Origin of the sequence: Pseudomonas sp. YH-1, assembly GCF_051990045.1 — a bacterium.
Taxonomy (GTDB): Bacteria; Pseudomonadota; Gammaproteobacteria; order Pseudomonadales; family Pseudomonadaceae; genus Pseudomonas; species Pseudomonas nicosulfuronedens.
Map to the genome: position 1 here is coordinate 1,463,273 of NZ_CP178184.1, position 15,976 is coordinate 1,479,248.

Annotated in this window: 18 protein-coding genes; 10 read left to right on the plus strand and 8 right to left on the minus strand. The window is 66.3% G+C overall.

The features are described from left to right. Window positions 1–38: 38 nt before the first annotated feature. Entirely contained in the window at window positions 39–1,469 is a 1,431-nt protein-coding gene (locus tag ACKI1H_RS06745) for a coniferyl aldehyde dehydrogenase (RefSeq protein ID WP_440467973.1), read from the minus strand. 244 nt (window positions 1,470–1,713) lie between these two features. Between ACKI1H_RS06745 and ACKI1H_RS06750 the strand changes: the two genes are divergently transcribed. Next, window positions 1,714–2,367: a TetR/AcrR family transcriptional regulator gene (locus tag ACKI1H_RS06750; protein WP_138519723.1), complete on the plus strand. Its 654-nt coding sequence runs from the start codon at window positions 1,714–1,716 to the stop codon at window positions 2,365–2,367. A gap of 105 nt (window positions 2,368–2,472) precedes the next feature. On the opposite strand, the gene ACKI1H_RS06755 is transcribed toward ACKI1H_RS06750, so the two are convergent. Beyond that, window positions 2,473–2,889, minus strand: a complete 417-nt coding sequence (locus tag ACKI1H_RS06755) for a GNAT family N-acetyltransferase (RefSeq protein WP_138519722.1) — start codon at window positions 2,887–2,889, stop codon at window positions 2,473–2,475. 82 nt (window positions 2,890–2,971) lie between these two features. Further along, window positions 2,972–3,967 (minus strand): hydrolase, encoded by a 996-nt coding sequence (locus ACKI1H_RS06760; protein WP_171049416.1) that lies wholly within the window; start codon window positions 3,965–3,967, stop codon window positions 2,972–2,974. Window positions 3,968–4,074: 107 nt separating this feature from the next. On the opposite strand from ACKI1H_RS06760, the gene ACKI1H_RS06765 reads away from it, so the two are divergent. Further along, window positions 4,075–4,428 carry a hypothetical protein gene (locus ACKI1H_RS06765; RefSeq protein ID WP_138519721.1) on the plus strand — a complete coding sequence of 118 codons (354 nt, stop codon included), beginning with the start codon at window positions 4,075–4,077 and terminating at the stop codon, window positions 4,426–4,428. A gap of 71 nt (window positions 4,429–4,499) precedes the next feature. Next, window positions 4,500–5,495 carry a tetratricopeptide repeat protein gene (locus ACKI1H_RS06770; protein ID WP_138519720.1) on the plus strand — a complete coding sequence of 332 codons (996 nt, stop codon included), beginning with the start codon at window positions 4,500–4,502 and terminating at the stop codon, window positions 5,493–5,495. A gap of 5 nt (window positions 5,496–5,500) precedes the next feature. On the opposite strand, the gene ACKI1H_RS06775 is transcribed toward ACKI1H_RS06770, so the two are convergent. From ACKI1H_RS06775 to ACKI1H_RS06790, 4 genes are read right to left on the minus strand one after another with little or no spacing between them, the layout of a single operon-like run. Continuing rightward, window positions 5,501–6,055: a hypothetical protein gene (locus tag ACKI1H_RS06775; RefSeq protein ID WP_440467974.1), complete on the minus strand. Its 555-nt coding sequence runs from the start codon at window positions 6,053–6,055 to the stop codon at window positions 5,501–5,503. 3 nt (window positions 6,056–6,058) lie between these two features. Continuing rightward, window positions 6,059–6,667, minus strand: a complete 609-nt coding sequence (gene rsmD, locus ACKI1H_RS06780) for a 16S rRNA (guanine(966)-N(2))-methyltransferase RsmD (RefSeq protein WP_440467975.1) — start codon at window positions 6,665–6,667, stop codon at window positions 6,059–6,061. Then, entirely contained in the window at window positions 6,667–8,178 is a 1,512-nt protein-coding gene (locus ACKI1H_RS06785) for a M16 family metallopeptidase (RefSeq protein ID WP_440467976.1), read from the minus strand. The genes rsmD and ACKI1H_RS06785 overlap by 1 nt, the downstream gene beginning before the upstream one ends. Beyond that, window positions 8,171–9,541, minus strand: a complete 1,371-nt coding sequence (locus ACKI1H_RS06790) for a M16 family metallopeptidase (RefSeq protein WP_440467977.1) — start codon at window positions 9,539–9,541, stop codon at window positions 8,171–8,173. The genes ACKI1H_RS06785 and ACKI1H_RS06790 overlap by 8 nt, the downstream gene beginning before the upstream one ends. A 206-nt stretch (window positions 9,542–9,747) precedes the next feature. Here ACKI1H_RS06790 and ftsY point away from each other — a divergent pair, with 206 nt between their 5' ends. The 5 genes from ftsY (at window position 9,748) to ACKI1H_RS06815 (ending at window position 14,516) form a co-directional block, all read left to right on the plus strand. Next, window positions 9,748–11,175, plus strand: a complete 1,428-nt coding sequence (gene ftsY, locus ACKI1H_RS06795; RefSeq protein WP_440467978.1) for a signal recognition particle-docking protein FtsY — start codon at window positions 9,748–9,750, stop codon at window positions 11,173–11,175. Then, entirely contained in the window at window positions 11,172–11,843 is a 672-nt protein-coding gene (ftsE, locus tag ACKI1H_RS06800; protein WP_138519714.1) for a cell division ATP-binding protein FtsE, read from the plus strand. The genes ftsY and ftsE overlap by 4 nt, the downstream gene beginning before the upstream one ends. Continuing rightward, on the plus strand, window positions 11,843–12,853 hold the full coding sequence (gene ftsX / locus ACKI1H_RS06805; protein ID WP_440467979.1) for a permease-like cell division protein FtsX: 1,011 nt from the start codon (window positions 11,843–11,845) through the stop codon (window positions 12,851–12,853). The genes ftsE and ftsX overlap by 1 nt, the downstream gene beginning before the upstream one ends. A gap of 110 nt (window positions 12,854–12,963) precedes the next feature. Continuing rightward, window positions 12,964–13,818 carry an RNA polymerase sigma factor RpoH gene (gene rpoH / locus ACKI1H_RS06810; protein WP_440467980.1) on the plus strand — a complete coding sequence of 285 codons (855 nt, stop codon included), beginning with the start codon at window positions 12,964–12,966 and terminating at the stop codon, window positions 13,816–13,818. A gap of 83 nt (window positions 13,819–13,901) precedes the next feature. After that, window positions 13,902–14,516 (plus strand): hypothetical protein, encoded by a 615-nt coding sequence (locus tag ACKI1H_RS06815; RefSeq protein ID WP_440467981.1) that lies wholly within the window; start codon window positions 13,902–13,904, stop codon window positions 14,514–14,516. Here the strand turns inward: ACKI1H_RS06815 and mtgA are convergent. Continuing rightward, complete coding sequence (gene mtgA / locus ACKI1H_RS06820) at window positions 14,513–15,232, minus strand: monofunctional biosynthetic peptidoglycan transglycosylase (protein ID WP_440467982.1); 720 nt, start codon at window positions 15,230–15,232, stop codon at window positions 14,513–14,515. The two genes, ACKI1H_RS06815 and mtgA, sit on opposite strands and share 4 nt — an antisense overlap. Before the next feature lie 32 nt (window positions 15,233–15,264). On the opposite strand from mtgA, the gene ACKI1H_RS06825 reads away from it, so the two are divergent. Both ACKI1H_RS06825 and thiS read left to right on the plus strand, forming a co-directional pair. Beyond that, window positions 15,265–15,633, plus strand: coding sequence for a DUF423 domain-containing protein (locus ACKI1H_RS06825; protein WP_045213015.1), 369 nt, complete (start codon window positions 15,265–15,267; stop codon window positions 15,631–15,633). Between the two features lie 100 nt (window positions 15,634–15,733). Beyond that, a complete protein-coding gene (thiS, locus tag ACKI1H_RS06830) occupies window positions 15,734–15,934 on the plus strand; it encodes a sulfur carrier protein ThiS (RefSeq protein WP_184590495.1) in 201 nt (66 codons plus the stop codon). The last annotated feature ends 42 nt before the right edge of the window (window positions 15,935–15,976 follow it).

Below are 15,976 nucleotides of genomic sequence, written 5' to 3' on the forward strand. Positions count from 1 at the left end.
ACCTGGTTAAAGGGCACCTGGGGTTGATAGGTCGCCGGTCAGCGGATGAACAGCTTGTAGACCAGCTTCTGCAGCGACTTGCCGTAGGGCGGATAGATCACTCGCGCAGCGTTGAAGCGAGGCTTGCTGAACACGCCCTTGGCCTTGGAGAAGGTCAGGAAACCTTCGTGGCCGTGGTAGTGGCCCATGCCGGACGGGCCGACGCCACCGAAGGGCATGTCGTCCTGGGCGACGTGCAGCAGGGTGTCGTTCAGGCACACGCCGCCGGAATGGGTCTGGGCCAGAACATGGTCCTGCTCGCGCTTGTCGTAGCCGAAGAAGTACAGTGCCAGCGGGCGGTCGCGCTCGTTGATATAGCTGAGCGCCTGGTCGAGGTTCTGGTAGGGGATCACCGGCAGCAGCGGGCCGAAGATCTCTTCCTGCATGATCTTCATCTCGTCGGTGGCGTTCAGTACCAGCGCTTGCGGCAGGCGGCGTCCCTGGGCCTGCGGGAACAGTGGCACGACCGTGGCGCCACGGGCCTGGGCATCGGCGAGGTAGCCGTTCAGGCGCGCGAGCTGGCGCTCGTTGATGATCGCGGTGTAGTCGGGGTTGTTCTCCAGTTTCGGGAAGAAGCCCTGGACCACCTGGCGGTAGCTCTCGACGAACTCGTCGACACGGTTCTGCGGCACCAGCACGTAGTCCGGCGCCACGCAGGTCTGCCCGGCATTGAGCGACTTGCCGAAGGCGATGCGCTCGGCGGCATCCTTCATCGGCACGCTGGAGGACACGATGGCCGGCGACTTGCCGCCCAGCTCCAGGGTGACCGGGGTGAGGTTCTCGGCAGCGGCGCGCATCACATGCTTGCCGACACTGGTGGCGCCGGTGAACAGCAGGTGGTCGAAGGGCAGCTTGGAGAAGGCCACACCGACGTCGACCTCACCCTGCACCACGGCGACCAGGTCTTCGGGGAATACCTTGCCCAGCAGTTGCTTCAGCACACGGGCGGATTCGGGGGTGGACTCGCTCATCTTGATCATCACCCGGTTGCCGGCGGCCAGCGCCCCGGTCAGCGGGCCGATGGCGAGGAACAGCGGGTAGTTCCATGGCACGATCACGCCGACCACGCCCAGCGGCTGGTAGATGACCTTGGCCGAAGCCGGCATGAACTGCATGCCCACGCTGCGTCGGGAGGGTCTCATCCACTTCTTCACGCGCTTGGCCGCGTAGTGCACGCCGTGCAGGCTGGGCATCACTTCGGCGAGCAGGGTCTCGTCGGCGGAGCGATTGCTGAAGTCGCTGTTGATCGCATCGATGATCGCCTTCTGCTCGGTCACCAGCAGGTTGGCGAGGCTTTTCAGCCACTGGATGCGCTGGCCGGCGTCGGGCATCGGGTTGGCGCGGTACGCCTGACGCTGGCGTTCGAGAAGGGTTTCCAGCTGGCTGATCTGCTGCTGGGTCTGCTGCAGGTAGGCGATATCGGCAACCATGACGGGCTCCTGACGGAAGCGGGTGGGGAAGCTCTCCGGAGATTCACACAAGGAACCCGGATGCTTCGCGTTTTTATGCTGTCGCTGGTTTTTTAGAGCAATTGCTCTAGAGTGTCAATCAGCATGCCGGTTCCGCGCCGCCGGGCCCAGCCAACGAAAAGTTGGGCGAACCCGACAGTTGTGTCAGGCGGTAGCAATCGGTGTACCTTTGCGTCCGCGCAATCCGCTTCGATGAGTTTTGGCAATGGCACCACGCATCAACACCCGTGACCGCATCGCCCAGGCCAGCCTTGAGCTGTTCAACGCCCAGGGCGAACGCAGCGTCACCACCAACCACATCGCCGCGCACCTGGGCATCTCGCCGGGCAACCTGTACTACCACTACCGCAACAAGCAGGTGATCATCGCCCAGCTGTTCGCCGAGTACGAAAGCCACGTCGACCAGTTCCTGCACCTGCCCGAAGGCCGCGCGCTAACGGTGGAGGACAAGACTTTCTACCTGGAGGCGCTGCTCGCCGCGATGTGGCACTACCGCTTCCTGCACCGCGATCTGGAGCACCTGCTGGATTCCGATCCGGAACTGGCCGCCGGCTACCGCTCCTTCGCCCGCCGCGCGATGGACAACGCCAAGGCGATCTACCGGGGCTTCGTCGACGCCGGCATCCTGCAGATGGACGAACCCCAGCTCGAGGCCCTGACCCTCAACGCCTGGATCATCCTCACCTCGTGGGTGCGCTACCTCTGCACCACCCGCGAAGTGGCCAGCGACCTCAGCGAGGCATTGATGCGGCGCGGCATCTACCAGGTGCTGGCGCTGGAGAGCGGGCACATCGCCGAGCCCTTCCGCGAGGCGGTGGCGGCGGTGTTCGATCGGTTGTACGTGCCGTTGGAAGGCTGAGATTTCGTCGGCAGATAACCGTGAAAGGTTATTCGCCCTGCGCCGAACGCCCATGTAGGGCGCATGACGCGCCAGCGTTATCCGCCGAATACTCGACCTGCGAAGTTACGCATCCTCCTTGCGCGGCCCCGGCACCCTCGGCCGGCGCAGGGCAATGCCGTGGCGCAGGAAGAACTCCTCCACGCCTTCGGTGGCATCGGTATAAAGCGTGCGGTCAGGGTGATCGGCGAGGAAACGCGCCATCAGCGCCAGGCCCGTTCCACGCAATTGAAGCCTCGGCAGTACGGCGATCTCCGCCAGCCAGGTGGTCTGCGCCGTCTCGCTTTCCGCGCGCAACAGGCCGACTACCTGTTCACCGTCCAGGGCCAGCAGGAAGTAGCTGGAGTATTCGTAGAGATCGCGCAGTTCCGCGGTAGTGCCAGGAGAGCCCCAGCCCACGGCGCGGTAAAGCGCGGCGATAGCGGCGCACTGAGCGTTGCTCAGCGGCGGGTTCTGCAGGATCGTCAGCGGCGTGTCGTGCATGGCGGCGCTCCTTTCTGGCGTTTCCTTCCTGGTGCAGTTCCAGTCTGCCTCATTCCCGATCTGCTGGGCTGATCCAGCGCAGTCAGGCTTCTCGTCGTTCGCGCAGCCACTGCGGGATGCGGCGCTCCAGATAATAGTCCGGACGCCCAGGCGATCCGCCGATGAAGCCGACATGGCCGCCATGGGGCAGCAGCTCCATCTGCGTCGAAGCGGACAGCTCGTCCAGTTGCGGCACGCTGTGGGCGTGGATGAAGGGATCGTCGCTGGACTGGATGATCAGTGTCGGCACGCGAATGCCGCCCAGGTAATAGCGGCTGGAGGCGCGGCGGTAGTAATCGTGCACATCGGCGAAACCGTGCAACGGCGCGGTCACCCGGTCGTCGAAATCCCAGAAGGTGCGCATGCCATCAAGCGGCCCGAGGCGTTCCAGAGCGGCGAGATTTTCCGCGTGGCCGCCGGCGGCGAATGCCTGGCGCTTGGTCTGCACATAGGCCACCAGTTCGCGCATGAAGTGCGCCTGGTAGACCCTGGAGAAACCAATGCCGATACGGTCGGCGCACTGGTCCAGGCGGAAGGGTACCGACACTGCCACCGCGCCCTGCAGCGGGCAGCTGTCCGAGGCTTCGCCCAGGTACTTGAGCAGCACGTTGCCGCCCAGCGAATATCCCACCGCGTAAAGCGGCGCCATTGGCCGCTTCGCGCGGACGTGGGCAACCACCGAGGCGAGGTCCTCGCTGACGCCCGAGTGGTAGCCGCGGGGCAGCAGGTTCGACTCGCCCGAGCAGCCGCGCCAGTTCAGCGCGACACTGGCCCAGCCCTGCGCCGCCAGCTGTTGCTGCACGCCAAGGATGTAGTGCGAGGACGACGAGCCGGTCAGCCCGTGCAGCGCCAGCACCAGCGGCGCGTCCGCTTCATGCGGGCCGTGCCAGTCGAGGTCGATGAAATCGCCATCCTCCAGCCACAGTCGCTCGCGGGTGCGCTCGAGGCTGGGCGCCTTGCGTGCGAGCGAGCCATACAGGGTTTGCAGGTGCGGACCGGGTAGCCACCAGGCGGGTTTGAACGGGGAGGGTATAGTCATCACGGATCGAATGGGGCCGACGAGTTGTGATAGTAACGCCAAGTCGGCCGTACGATGGATGCCTCATGCATCGTCGCCAGGAAAACCCACGCAAAGGAGGGGATGGAATGTGGAAGAAAATCGCGGCGTTGAGCCTGGTCGTGTGGCTGGCCGCGTGCGGCGAACCGGTGCCGCAGGAGCACCGCTCCTACGTCGGCTTGTGGACCTCACCGCAGATGAGCCTGCTGGTCACGGCGGATGGCCGCGTCGCCTACAAGCGGGTTTCGGGCAGTACTTCAAAGTCCATCGAGGCGCCGATCAAGCGCTACGAAGCCGACGGTTTCACCGTGGGATTCGGCCCGTTCGACACGCACTTCAAGGTCTCCAGGCCGCCTTACCAGGATGGTAACCAATGGAAAATGGTGGTTGACGGCGTGGAATTGGTGCGCACCAGCACCGTCGATGTCGGCAAGTCGATCTGAGACCTGCAACCACCGCCACAAGGTCGAGCCGGGACGGCCGACCGCTTCAACCGACATGAGGATTGTCACGTATGTTCAGCCGTTGGGTTTTCCTGTCCGCTCTTTCACTGGCCCTGCCCACATTCGCCTCGGCCGAGGGCGCTTCGCCCGACGTCAGTGAGGCGCCGCCCGGTACCGAGCAGGGTGACGGGCGCGGCGAGCAGCTGTTCGCCGAATTCACCCGCCTCCACCAGGCCGCCGAGACGGGCAAGCCGCAAGCCCTGTTCGATTTCGGCGCCTACTTCTACCAGCAGCAGAACTACGCCGGCGCGCGCAAATGGTGGGGCAAGGCCGCCGAGGCCGGGATGGCTCGCGCACAGATCCAGCTGGCGATGCTCTATCGCGACGGTGACGGCGGCCCGGAGGACAAGGCGGAAGCGGCACGCTGGTTCCGCAAGGCCGCGGAGCAGGGCGACGCTGGCGCGCAGAACGAGATGGGCGTCCTCTACTGGGGCGGCGAAGGCGTCGACAAGGACCGGGTCAAGGCCGGCACCTGGTTCGAACGCGCAGCCGGGGCCGGCAGCGAAGACGCCGAAACCAACCTGGGATGGTTCTACCTGGATGACTCCCAGGGCATCTACGACGCTGCTTCCGAGGAAGAGGCTGCGCTGCAGGATCGCTACGCCGCCAGCCGGGAAAAGGCCTTCCAGTGGTTCTGCAAGGCGGCGACCCAGGGTAATGCCCGCGCCCAGTTCAAGGTCGGCGAGGCCTACTGGAACGGCTCCGGTGCCGGCATGAACAAGCTGCAGGCACGGCTCTGGCTGGAAAAGGCCGCGCAGCAGCAGGACGCGGAAGCCATCGCCTGGCTGAAGACTGCCGAGGACGCGGCCTGGTACACCCGCCTGGAAAACTGGACCCATGCCGCGCTGGATGGGGAGCTGTCCGGCAGCGCCGACTGCTCGGGCGTGCCCGATCGCCGGCACGCCAATCGCGGTGTGGAGAGCGCCTCGCCTGAACCGGAGGCCGTGGAGGCCAGCGCAGTCGATGCAGCCGAGGCCGTCGACGCGGCGGAGCCGGCGAGCCAGTAGTCTCGTTACCAGCCGAACTCGTCGGCCAGATATTCCGCACGGCGGGTGTCGCCCAGCAGCTTTGCCAGCTCGCTGATCAGCTCACGGCGGTAGACCGGCTTGACGCTGTAATCCTCGGCGAAGATGTCCTCGTCCGCGCCGCGCCACACGCGGGCGAAAATGGCGAGGCAGCCGGTCATCTGCCAGAGGTCTTCGAACATCGGTGCCGGGGCCCACGGGCCGCCATGCTGGTCGAAGAGGATCCGGCCGGTGGAGCACTCGAAGATGAAGGGGTCGGCACCCTGATCCGCCACCACGATCCAGTCCTCGCTCCACCCTGCCAGCCGCTCGCCGGTCAGGCCGTGCCAGCGATAGCCGGCCTGCTGCTTCCACAGCTTCGCCAGCGAGGGGATGAAGAACGGATTACCGGCGGTATCCAGGTTGCAGTCGCAGGGGCCGACTTCGCGATAGAAACGTGCCAGCTCGGCGGGCAGGGTGACGTTACCGGCCCAGTCGCTGGCGGGCTGTTCGAAACAGCGCTCGTCCAGCGCCATCAGTTGTTCGCGCAGGGCGTCCGACATCCGTCAGCCTTCCCGCTGCCACAGTGCGTAATGCACCGAACCGGCCTTCTTCTCCCGGTGCAGCCGCCAGTTGGCCGGCAGGCCGAGGCTGGAGGGTACGGCTTCGCTTTCGGTGTAGACCCAGGCGTCCTTGGCCAGCCAGCCGCGTTCTTCCAGCAGGCGGCAGGTGTTCTGCAGCAGGTCCTGGTGGAACGGCGGGTCGAGGAAGACCAGGTCGAAGGGCTGCGCGGCCTGGTTATCCAGGTAGCGCAGCGAGTCGGTCATCACCAGTTGGCCGTTGGCGCACTTCAAGGTGTCGAGAGTGCTGCGCAGGGCGGCCACCGCTTCACCATTGGTGTCCAGCGCGAGGCCCGCGCTGGCTCCGCGGGACAGCGCTTCGAGGAACAGCGCACCGCTGCCGGCGAAGGGGTCGAGCACGCGGGCGCCGGGGACGTAGGCCGCCAGCCAGTTGAACAGGGTCTCGCGCACGCGGTCGGGCGTCGGGCGCAGGCCCGGCCCGTCGGGGAAGGCGAAGCGCCGGCTGCGCCACTCGCCGCCGATGATGCGCAGCTGGCCCTGGCCGCCGTGGGGCTTCTGTGCGGCGCGCGGGGCGCCGCCGGGTCGTTTGCTCATCAGTGCTCCGGTACGCCGGCGGGTTGCGCGGCGGGTTTGTCGGTGGGCGGTGGCAGCGGTTGCTGCGGCACCGTGGGGCCGGCGGTGACGATGACGAAGGCGTCCGGGTCGAGATGGCGGCGCATCGCGGCCTTCACCTGCTCCACGCTCAGGCCCTGGACCTGGCTGAGGAAGGTCTCCAGGTAATCCAGCGGCAGGTTGTAGAAGCCGATGGCGCCCAGCTGGCCGACGATGTCGGCGTTGCTCGCGGTGGACAGCGGGAAGCTGCCGGCCAGCTCGCGCTTGGCGTCGTCCAGTTCCTTCTGCGTCGGGCCCTTGTCGAGGTAGTCGCGAACGATGTCCTGGACCAGCTTGAGGGTGCCTTCGCTCATCTCGGCGCGGGTCTGCAGGCCGATGGTGAACGGCCCGCGCGATTGCATGCCGGTGAAGCCGGAATACACGCCGTAGGTCAGGCCGCGCTTCTCGCGCACCTGATCCATCAGGCGAGTACCGAAGCCGCCGCCGCCGAGGATCTGGTTGCCCAGGTAGAGCGCAGCGTAGTCCGGGTCGTTACGGGTGATGCCCAGTTGCGCCAGCATCAGCTGGGTCTGCTTGGACGGGAATTCGATGTGGGTGACGCCGGCCTTGGGTGTCTGCGGCTCTCCCGGCGCCGGCAGGGCGGGGCCCTTGGGCAGGGATTTCGAGACGCTGCCAGCGATGGCTTCGGCCTGCTCGCGGGTCAGATCGCCGACCAGCGCGATGACCACGTTGCCGGCGGCGTAGGCCTTCTGGTGGAAGGCGCGCAGCTGGGCAACGCTGATCTTCGGCACCGATTTCTCGTTGCCGTCGCTGGAGTGGGCGTAGGGGTGATCACCGTAGAGCCGCTTGAACAGCTCCAGGCCCGCGAGCTTGCCGGGGTTCTGCTTCTGGTACTCGAAGCCGGCCATGACCTGGTTCTTGATGCGCGCCAGGGCGTCCTCGGGGAAGGTCGGCTGGCCGATCACCTGGTCGAACAGCGCCAGCGCTGCGTCGCGCTTGGTCGGCTCGCTCAGGCTGCGCAGGCCGGCTACGGCCATGTCGCGGTAGGAGCCATTGCTGAAGTTGGCGCCCAGGTCGTCGAAGCCCGCGGCGATGGCGCTGGTGTCCTTGCCGGGCACACCTTCGTTGAGCATGGCGTTGGTCAGCATGGCCAGGCCGTAGCTGTCGCCGTCCTGGCTGCTGCCGGCGGCGAAGGTCAGGCGCAGGTCGAACATCGGCAGCTCATGGGCTTCGACGAAGAGCACGCGGGCGCCTTCGGCGGTCTGCCATTGCTGGATGTTCAGCTTGCGGTGGCTGGGCGCTTTGCCGGCGGCTTCGGCGAGCGATTGCAGGCCGGTGGGCGCAGCGTTTTCAGCGGCGGCCGGTTGGGCGGGCGCCGGCGCGACCGCTTCGGGCGCGGCAACGGGGCGGGAAACGAACAGCACCAGTCCGGCGATCAGCGCGATGACGATCAGCCCGACCAGGCCGTAGCGCAGGCCATTGCGTTCACTCATGGCTCGGCTCCTTGTCGGTGGCGACTTCCGGCAGGACCTGGGCGAGGGTCAGGCGGGAGCGGGTGAAATAGGTGCGGGCAGCTTGCTGGATATCTTCGGCGGTGACCGCCTGGATGGCTTCCAGGTCCTTGTCCGCCAGGCGCCAGCCGAGGCCGACGCTTTCCAGCTCGCCGATGGTGCTGGCCTGCCCGGCGATGGAGTCACGCTCGTAGACCAGCCCGGCAATGACCTGGGCGCGCACACGCTCCAGTTCCTCTTTGCTCGGCGGGTTCTGCTTGAGGTCTTCCAGTTGCTTCCACAGGGCGGCCTCGACCTGGTCGAGGGTCTTGCCGGTCTGCACGTTGGGCGTGGCCGAGAGGAAGAACAGGCCGTCGCCGCGGGAGAAGGCGTCATAGGAGGCCGAGGCCCCGGCGACGATTTCCTCGCCGCGCTCCAGGCGGGCGGCCAGGCGTGCGCTGTAGCCGCCGTCGAGAATCGCCGAGATCAGGCGCAGGGCGTTGATCTGCTTCGAGTCGTCGCTGCTGCCCAGGGTCGGCACGTTGAAGCCCATGATCAGGCTGGGCAGCTGGGTGCGCACGTGCAGCTTCAGGCGGCGCTCGCCCGGCTCGGCCAGCTCCAGCGGTTTGCGCGCGGCGGGCAGGTCGCGCTTGGGAATTTCGCCGAAGTACTTCTGCGCCAGGGCCTTCACCTCGTCGCCGGTGACGTCGCCGACCACCACCAGGGTGGCGTTGTTCGGCGCGTACCAGGCCTGGTACCAGTGACGCAGGTCGTCGATGGTCATGCGCTGCAGGTCGGCCATCCAGCCGATGGTCGGCGTGCGGTAGCCGCTGGCGGGGTAGGCGGCGGCCTTGAAGCGCTCGAAGGCCAGCGCGCTGGGTTTGTCGTCGGTGCGCAGGCGGCGTTCTTCCTTGATCACCTCGATCTCGCTCTTGAACTGGTCGGCCGGCAGGGCGAGGTGCGCCATGCGGTCGGCTTCCAGCTCCAGTGCCACCGGCAGGCGGTCGCGGGCCAGCACCTGGTAGTAGGCGGTGTAGTCGTCGGTGGTGAAGGCGTTCTCCTCCGCACCAAGGTCGCGCAGTACCAGCGAGGCCTGGCCGGGGCCGAGCTTGCGGCTGCCCTTGAACATCATGTGCTCCAGGGCGTGGGAGAGACCGGTGAGGCCGGGCGTCTCGTAGCTGGAACCGACCTTGTACCAGAGCTGGGAGACCACCACGGGGGCGCGGTGGTCCTCGCGGACGACGACCTTCAGGCCGTTGTCCAGGGTGTATTCGTGGGTGGGCTGTGGTTCCGCGGCGCTCGCCATCAGCGGCAGCAACAGGGAGCCGAGCAACAGGCCGGCATGGCGGCGTGCAAGGGTTTTCATCGTGGACTGAACCTTTCGGGCTGTCCGCGGGGTCTATGCAGGCTGGCGGCCAGCCTCTTAACCCCGGCGGGCGAGGAGATGCTAGGATACCCATCCGTTTTCCGGGCGGCCACGTTCAGGGCTTCTCAAAGCTGTTTCGAGGCTTTTTTGCTGCCTGGCTCTTTGTTGCCTGCCTGTGTGGCGCCCCCTAGAGATTCGATCCCTACATGTTTGGTTCCAACGACGACAAGAAGGCCCCGCCAGCCGGGGAGAAGAAGGGTCTGTTCGGCTGGTGGCGCAAGAAGCCCCAGGCCGAGGAACAACCCGCCGCCGAAGCCGAGTCGCAGGTTGAGCAGCCTGTCGCCGCCGAACCGGTTCCCGCCGCCCAGGCCGAGCCGGTCGCCCCGCGCGCCGAGCTGGCACCGGAGCCGACGCCCGAACCGACGCCCGAGCCGATAGTCGACGTGGTGCCGGCCAGTGTGCCGGTCGAACCGTTGGCGCAGCCCGCTTCGCAGCCTGAGCCGCAACCCGCTGCGCCGCCTGTGGTTGCCGAAGCGCCGCAGCCAGTCGCCCCGGTCGAGCCGGTGCTGGTCACTGTGCCCGCTCAGCCTGAACCCGTTGCCGAAACGCCCGTCGTGGTTGCCCAGCCGGAACCCGAGCCCGTTCCGCAACCTGAGCCTGAACCTGAGCAACTGGCCAAGCCTACTGCCAGTGAGCCGGCCAAGATCGGCTTCTTCGCCCGCCTCAAGCAGGGGCTGTCGAAGACCAGCGCCAGCCTCGGCGAAGGCATGGCCAGCCTGTTCCTGGGCAAGAAGGCCATCGACGATGACCTGCTGGACGAGATCGAGACCCGCCTGCTGACGGCCGACGTCGGGGTCGAAGCCACCACCACCATCGTGCAGAACCTGACCAAGCGCGTGGCGCGCAAGGAACTGGCCGACAGCGAAGCGCTGTACAAGGCCCTGCAGGAAGAACTGGCTGGCCTGCTGCGTCCTGTCGAGCAGCCGCTGACCATCACCACCGACAAGCAGCCCTACGTGATCCTGGTGGTCGGTGTGAACGGCGTCGGCAAGACCACCACCATCGGCAAGCTGGCCAAGAAGCTGCAGCTGGATGGCAAGAAGGTCATGCTGGCCGCCGGCGACACCTTCCGCGCCGCCGCCGTCGAGCAGTTGCAGGTCTGGGGCGAGCGCAACAACATCGCCGTGATCGCCCAGCACACCGGCGCGGATTCCGCCTCGGTGATCTTCGATGCCGTGCAGGCCGCCAAGGCCCGTGGCGTGGATGTGCTGATCGCTGACACCGCCGGTCGCCTGCACACCAAGGACAACCTGATGGAAGAGCTGAAGAAGGTGCGCCGCGTGATCGGCAAGCTGGACGAGACGGCTCCCCATGAAGTCCTGCTGGTGCTGGATGCTGGCACCGGGCAGAACGCCATCAACCAGGCCAAGCAGTTCAACAATGCCGTGGAGCTCACCGGCCTGGCCCTGACCAAACTGGACGGCACCGCCAAGGGCGGGGTGATCTTCGCCCTGGCCAAGCAGTTCGGCCTGCCGATCCGCTACATCGGTGTCGGCGAAGGGATCGACGATCTTCGAACCTTCGAAGCCGACGCCTTCGTCCGTGCACTCTTCGAGACCCGGGAAATCGCATGATCCGTTTCGAGCAGGTTGGCAAACGCTATCCCAACGGCCATGTCGGCCTGCACGAGATTTCGTTCCGCGTGCCGCGCGGCGAGATCATGTTCGTCACCGGCCACTCCGGTGCGGGCAAGAGCACCCTGCTGCGCCTGATCCTGGCGATGGAGCGGCCCACTTCCGGCAAGCTGCTGCTGGGTGGGCAGGATGTCTCGCGCATCTCCACCGCGCAGATTCCCTTCCTGCGGCGGCAGATCGGCGTGGTGTTCCAGAACCACCAGTTGCTCGACGACCGCAGCGTGTTCGACAACGTCGCCCTGCCGATGCAGATCCTCGGCCTGCCCAAGGCGGACATCGCCTACCGCGTCGAAGCGGCCCTGGACCGGGTGAACCTCAAGGAGAAGGCCGAGGACCGTCCGTCCGACCTTTCCACCGGCCAGCAGCAACGCGTCGGCATCGCTCGTGCGGTGGTACACCGTCCGGCCCTGCTGCTCGCCGACGAGCCCACCGGTAACCTCGACCCGCGCCTGGCCTCGGAAATCATGTCCGTGTTCGAAGACATCAACCGTCTGGGCACCACCGTGCTGATCGCCAGCCACGACCTGGCGCTGATCGCACGCATGCGCCACCGGATGATCACCCTGCAGCGCGGGCGGATCATCGCCGATCGTGAGGAGAACGCCTGATGAGCGCCAATGACCTGCCCCGCGGCGACGAAGAAGGCACCCCCACGCGCAATACGCGCGAGCGCCCGGACGACAACGAACACCAGGATCACAGCGCCTCCCTCTCGGCCTACGCGGAAAACCACCGCGCCAGCCTGATGGACAGCCTGCACCGCCTGGTCAGCCACCCATTCGGCAGCTTCTTCACCTGCCTGGTGATGGGCATCACCCTGAGCCTGCCCATGGGCCTGTCGCTGCTGCTGAATAACGTCGAGCGCCTTGGCGGCTCCTGGCAGCGCGCCGCCCAGATTTCCCTGTTCCTTGACCTGAAGGCCAGCGAGGCCCAGGGCCAGGACCTGCGCGAACAGATCGAGAAAATGCCCGATGTGATCGAGGCGCAGCTGATCAGTCGCGACGACGCGCTGAAAGAACTGCAGGAGCAGTCCGGCCTCGGCGAAGCGTTGAAGGAACTGCCTGACAACCCGCTGCCGGCGGTGATCTCGGTGACGCCCAAGCAGATCGACAAAGCCCAGCTGGATGCCTTGCGTCAACGGCTGGCGGAACTGCCGGGTGTACAACAGGCGCAGCTGGACCTGGTCTGGGTCGAGCGGCTGTCGGCAATCCTCAAGCTGGGTGACCGCTTCGTCTTCGGCCTGACGCTCCTGCTGGTGCTGACCCTGCTGCTGGTGATCGGCAATACCATCCGCCTGCACATCGAAAACCGCCGTAACGAAATCGAAGTCATCAAGCTGGTCGGCGGGACGGACGGTTACGTGCGCCGCCCCTTCCTCTATATGGGCGCGCTGTACGGCCTGGGTGCGGGCATCCTGTCCTGGGCCTTGCTGGCCTTCGGCCTGGACTGGCTGAACAGCTCCGTGGTCAACCTGGCCGGGCTGTACGGCAGTGACTTCGGCCTGGCGGGCGTGCCGATCGACGATGGCCTGTCGCTCACCGTCGGCGCGGTGCTGCTGGGCTGGATCGGCGCCTGGCTCGCCGTGGCGCGCCACCTGCGCGAGCTGGCGCCGCGCTGAAACCCCCTGATTTTACTGGGGTTAAACGGGTGTAAAGGAACTTTTACACCCGCTTGCAGTCAGATTTCGCAGTGCTACACTGCGCGAGTTTCGTGAATCGGAGGATTCGCATGACCACTTCTCTGCAACCTGTATATGCCCTGGCTCCCGGTGCGAACCTGGAAGCCTATGTGCACTCGGTGAACAGCATTCCGCTGCTGACGCCGGAGCAGGAGCGCGAACTGGCCGAACGCCTCTTCTACCAGCAAGATCTGGAAGCGGCACGGCAAATGGTTCTGGCGCACCTGCGCTTTGTTGTGCACATCGCCCGGAGTTATTCCGGGTACGGCCTGGCCCAGGCCGATCTGATCCAGGAAGGCAACGTCGGCCTGATGAAGGCCGTGAAGCGCTTCAACCCGGAAATGGGTGTGCGCCTGGTGTCGTTCGCCGTCCACTGGATCAAGGCGGAAATCCATGAGTTCATCCTGCGCAACTGGCGGATCGTCAAAGTCGCGACCACCAAGGCGCAGCGCAAGCTGTTCTTCAACCTGCGCAGCCAGAAGAAGAAACTGGCCTGGTTGAGCAATGACGAAGTGCACCGCGTCGCTGAAACCCTCGGCGTGGAAGCCCGCGAAGTCCGCGAGATGGAAAGCCGTCTCACCGGGCAGGACATGGCCTTCGATCCGGCGGCGGATGCCGACGACGACAGTGCCTACCAGTCGCCGGCGCATTACCTGGAAGACCATCGCTACGACCCGGCTCGCCAGCTGGAGGAAGCGGACTGGAGCGACAGCTCCACCGCCAGCCTGCACGAGGCGCTCGAAGGCCTGGACGAACGCAGCCGCGACATTCTCCACCAGCGCTGGCTGGCCGAGGAGAAGGCCACGCTGCACGACCTGGCGGCCAAGTACAACGTGTCCGCCGAGCGGATTCGTCAGCTGGAAAAGAACGCGATGAACAAGCTCAAGGGTCGCATCGAAGCCTGACCGGCTTCGACGCGCCCTGTGAGTCGCGAACCGCACCCTGGTGCGGTTTTTTTCTGTCCGTTTTCCTGACTCTGGAGAACTCCATGCCGCGCCTGCGTCCCGTCCACGGGATGTTTTTCCTGGTCATCGCCCTGCTGGCTTTCGGCCTGGGCACCTGGGTTGCCCGTAGTTCGGCGCCGCCCAAGCCGCCGCAGTGGTTCAACGACTGGAAGGAGAAGGTCTTCGAGCCGCTGGCCGACGACAAGCTCACTCTGAATGATCTGCAGAACCAGCAGGCCGGCGAGCTGTGGCTGACTGCCAGCCAGGATGGCCCGCAGTTGCATTATCGCGGCAGGCTGGTGACGGACGAGGGGCCCTGGCACGTCGAGGCGGAGCTGGCCCTGAGTGAGGCCGAGCATGCCAGCCTGGCCAAGGCCACCGGCATGCAGCCGACCAGCAAGGACCAGCCGCTGAGTGCGGAGCTGATGGGCCAGCTGGGCAATAAGCCGGTCTCCGAGCTGGCGCTGGCGCCCCAGGAGGACCTGGCGGTCGGGCGCCTGGCGCCGAGCCTGGGCGACCCGCGCCTGCGCCTGCAGGTGGATGGCGGCGAGGCCTGGGTCTATCCGGAGAGCGGCATGACCCTGCTGCACCGTGACGGCCTGCTGCAATGGATTCGCGTGGTGCCGCGCAATACCTTCAAGGTCGGCGAGGCGCCTTAAAGCCGTTGCAGGTACTCGCTGCCCAGCTGCCACATCTGCTGGCGGATCCATGAGGCGCGCTGGCGCACATAGGGGCCGGGTTTGCCGGCGCTCCACTTGCGCGGGTTGGGCAGCACGGCGGCCAGCAGGCTGGCCTGTTGCTGGGACAGGCGCTTGGCGTCGACACCGAAATGGTGCTGGGCGGCGGCCTGGGCGCCGAACACGCCGGCATCCCATTCCACGCTGTTGAGGTAGACCTCGAGGATCCGCTGCTTGGACCAGAAGGTCTCGATCAGCAGGGTGAACCACGCCTCGAAGCCCTTGCGCACCCAGCTGCGGCCGGTCCAGAGGAAGACATTCTTCGCCACCTGCTGGCTGATGGTGCTGCCGCCGCGAACCTTGCCGCCCTGCTCGTTGTGCGCCAGGGCCTTCTGGATGGCCGGCAGGTCGAAGCCGTGGTGCTCGGCGAACTTCTGGTCCTCGCCGGCGATCACCGCGAGCTTGAGGCTGTCCGGCAGTTCGTCCCAGGAACGCCAGCTGCGCTGCAGGTCGATGGGCTGGCCGTTGAGCCAGGATTCGACCTTGCGCTCGACCATGACCATGGTGCCCGGCGGCGGCACCCAGCGCAGGATGATGACCAGCGCCACGCTGACGGCGACGAACCAGAGCGCGATCTTGAGCAGGCGGCGGAGCAGCTTGGGCATTCGAGGCTTTGCCTGGGCGGATGAGCGGGCCATTATAGCGGCACTCACCTGCCTGGAGCTGTCCCATGCTGCGTACTTTCCTGATGCTTGCCGCGTTCTTCGGTTTCACCGGGGTCGCCCTCGGCGCCTTTGCCGCCCATGGCCTGAAGAGCAAGCTCACGCCCGAGTACCTGGCGGTGTTCCAGACCGGCGTGCACTACCAGATGCTGCACGCCCTGGCGCTGTTCGGCGTAGCGCTGCTCTCGGCGCACATCGGTGGCACCCTGGTCAGCCTCGCCGGCTGGGCCTTCACCGTCGGCATCCTGCTGTTCTCCGGCAGCCTTTACCTGCTGACCCTGGCAGGGCTGGGCGTGGGCATCATCACCCCGATCGGCGGGTTGTTCTTCCTGATCGGCTGGGCGCTGCTGCTGGCGGCGGCCTTCCGCCTGGGTTGACCCGAGCGTCAGAAAAGCCCGAGTGCGACGCCCGGATACCTTGGTCATCCGGCGCGATCGGGCTAGAATGCCGACCCCTCCAGCAACGACCGTCCCGCCCATGCGTATTCAGTTGAACGGCGAACCCTTCGAGCTGCCCGACGGCCACACCGTCGCTCACCTGCTCGAACGTCTCGACCTCACCGGCAAGCGTGTCGCGGTCGAGCTCAATCTGGACATCGTGCCGCGCAGCCAGCACGCCGCCACCGCCCTGAGCGAAGGCGACCAGGTGGAAGTGGTGCATGCCATCGGTGGCGGCTAGGTCCGCCACCCCAGACTTTCAGGCCCCGCCCGCCTTCTCTTT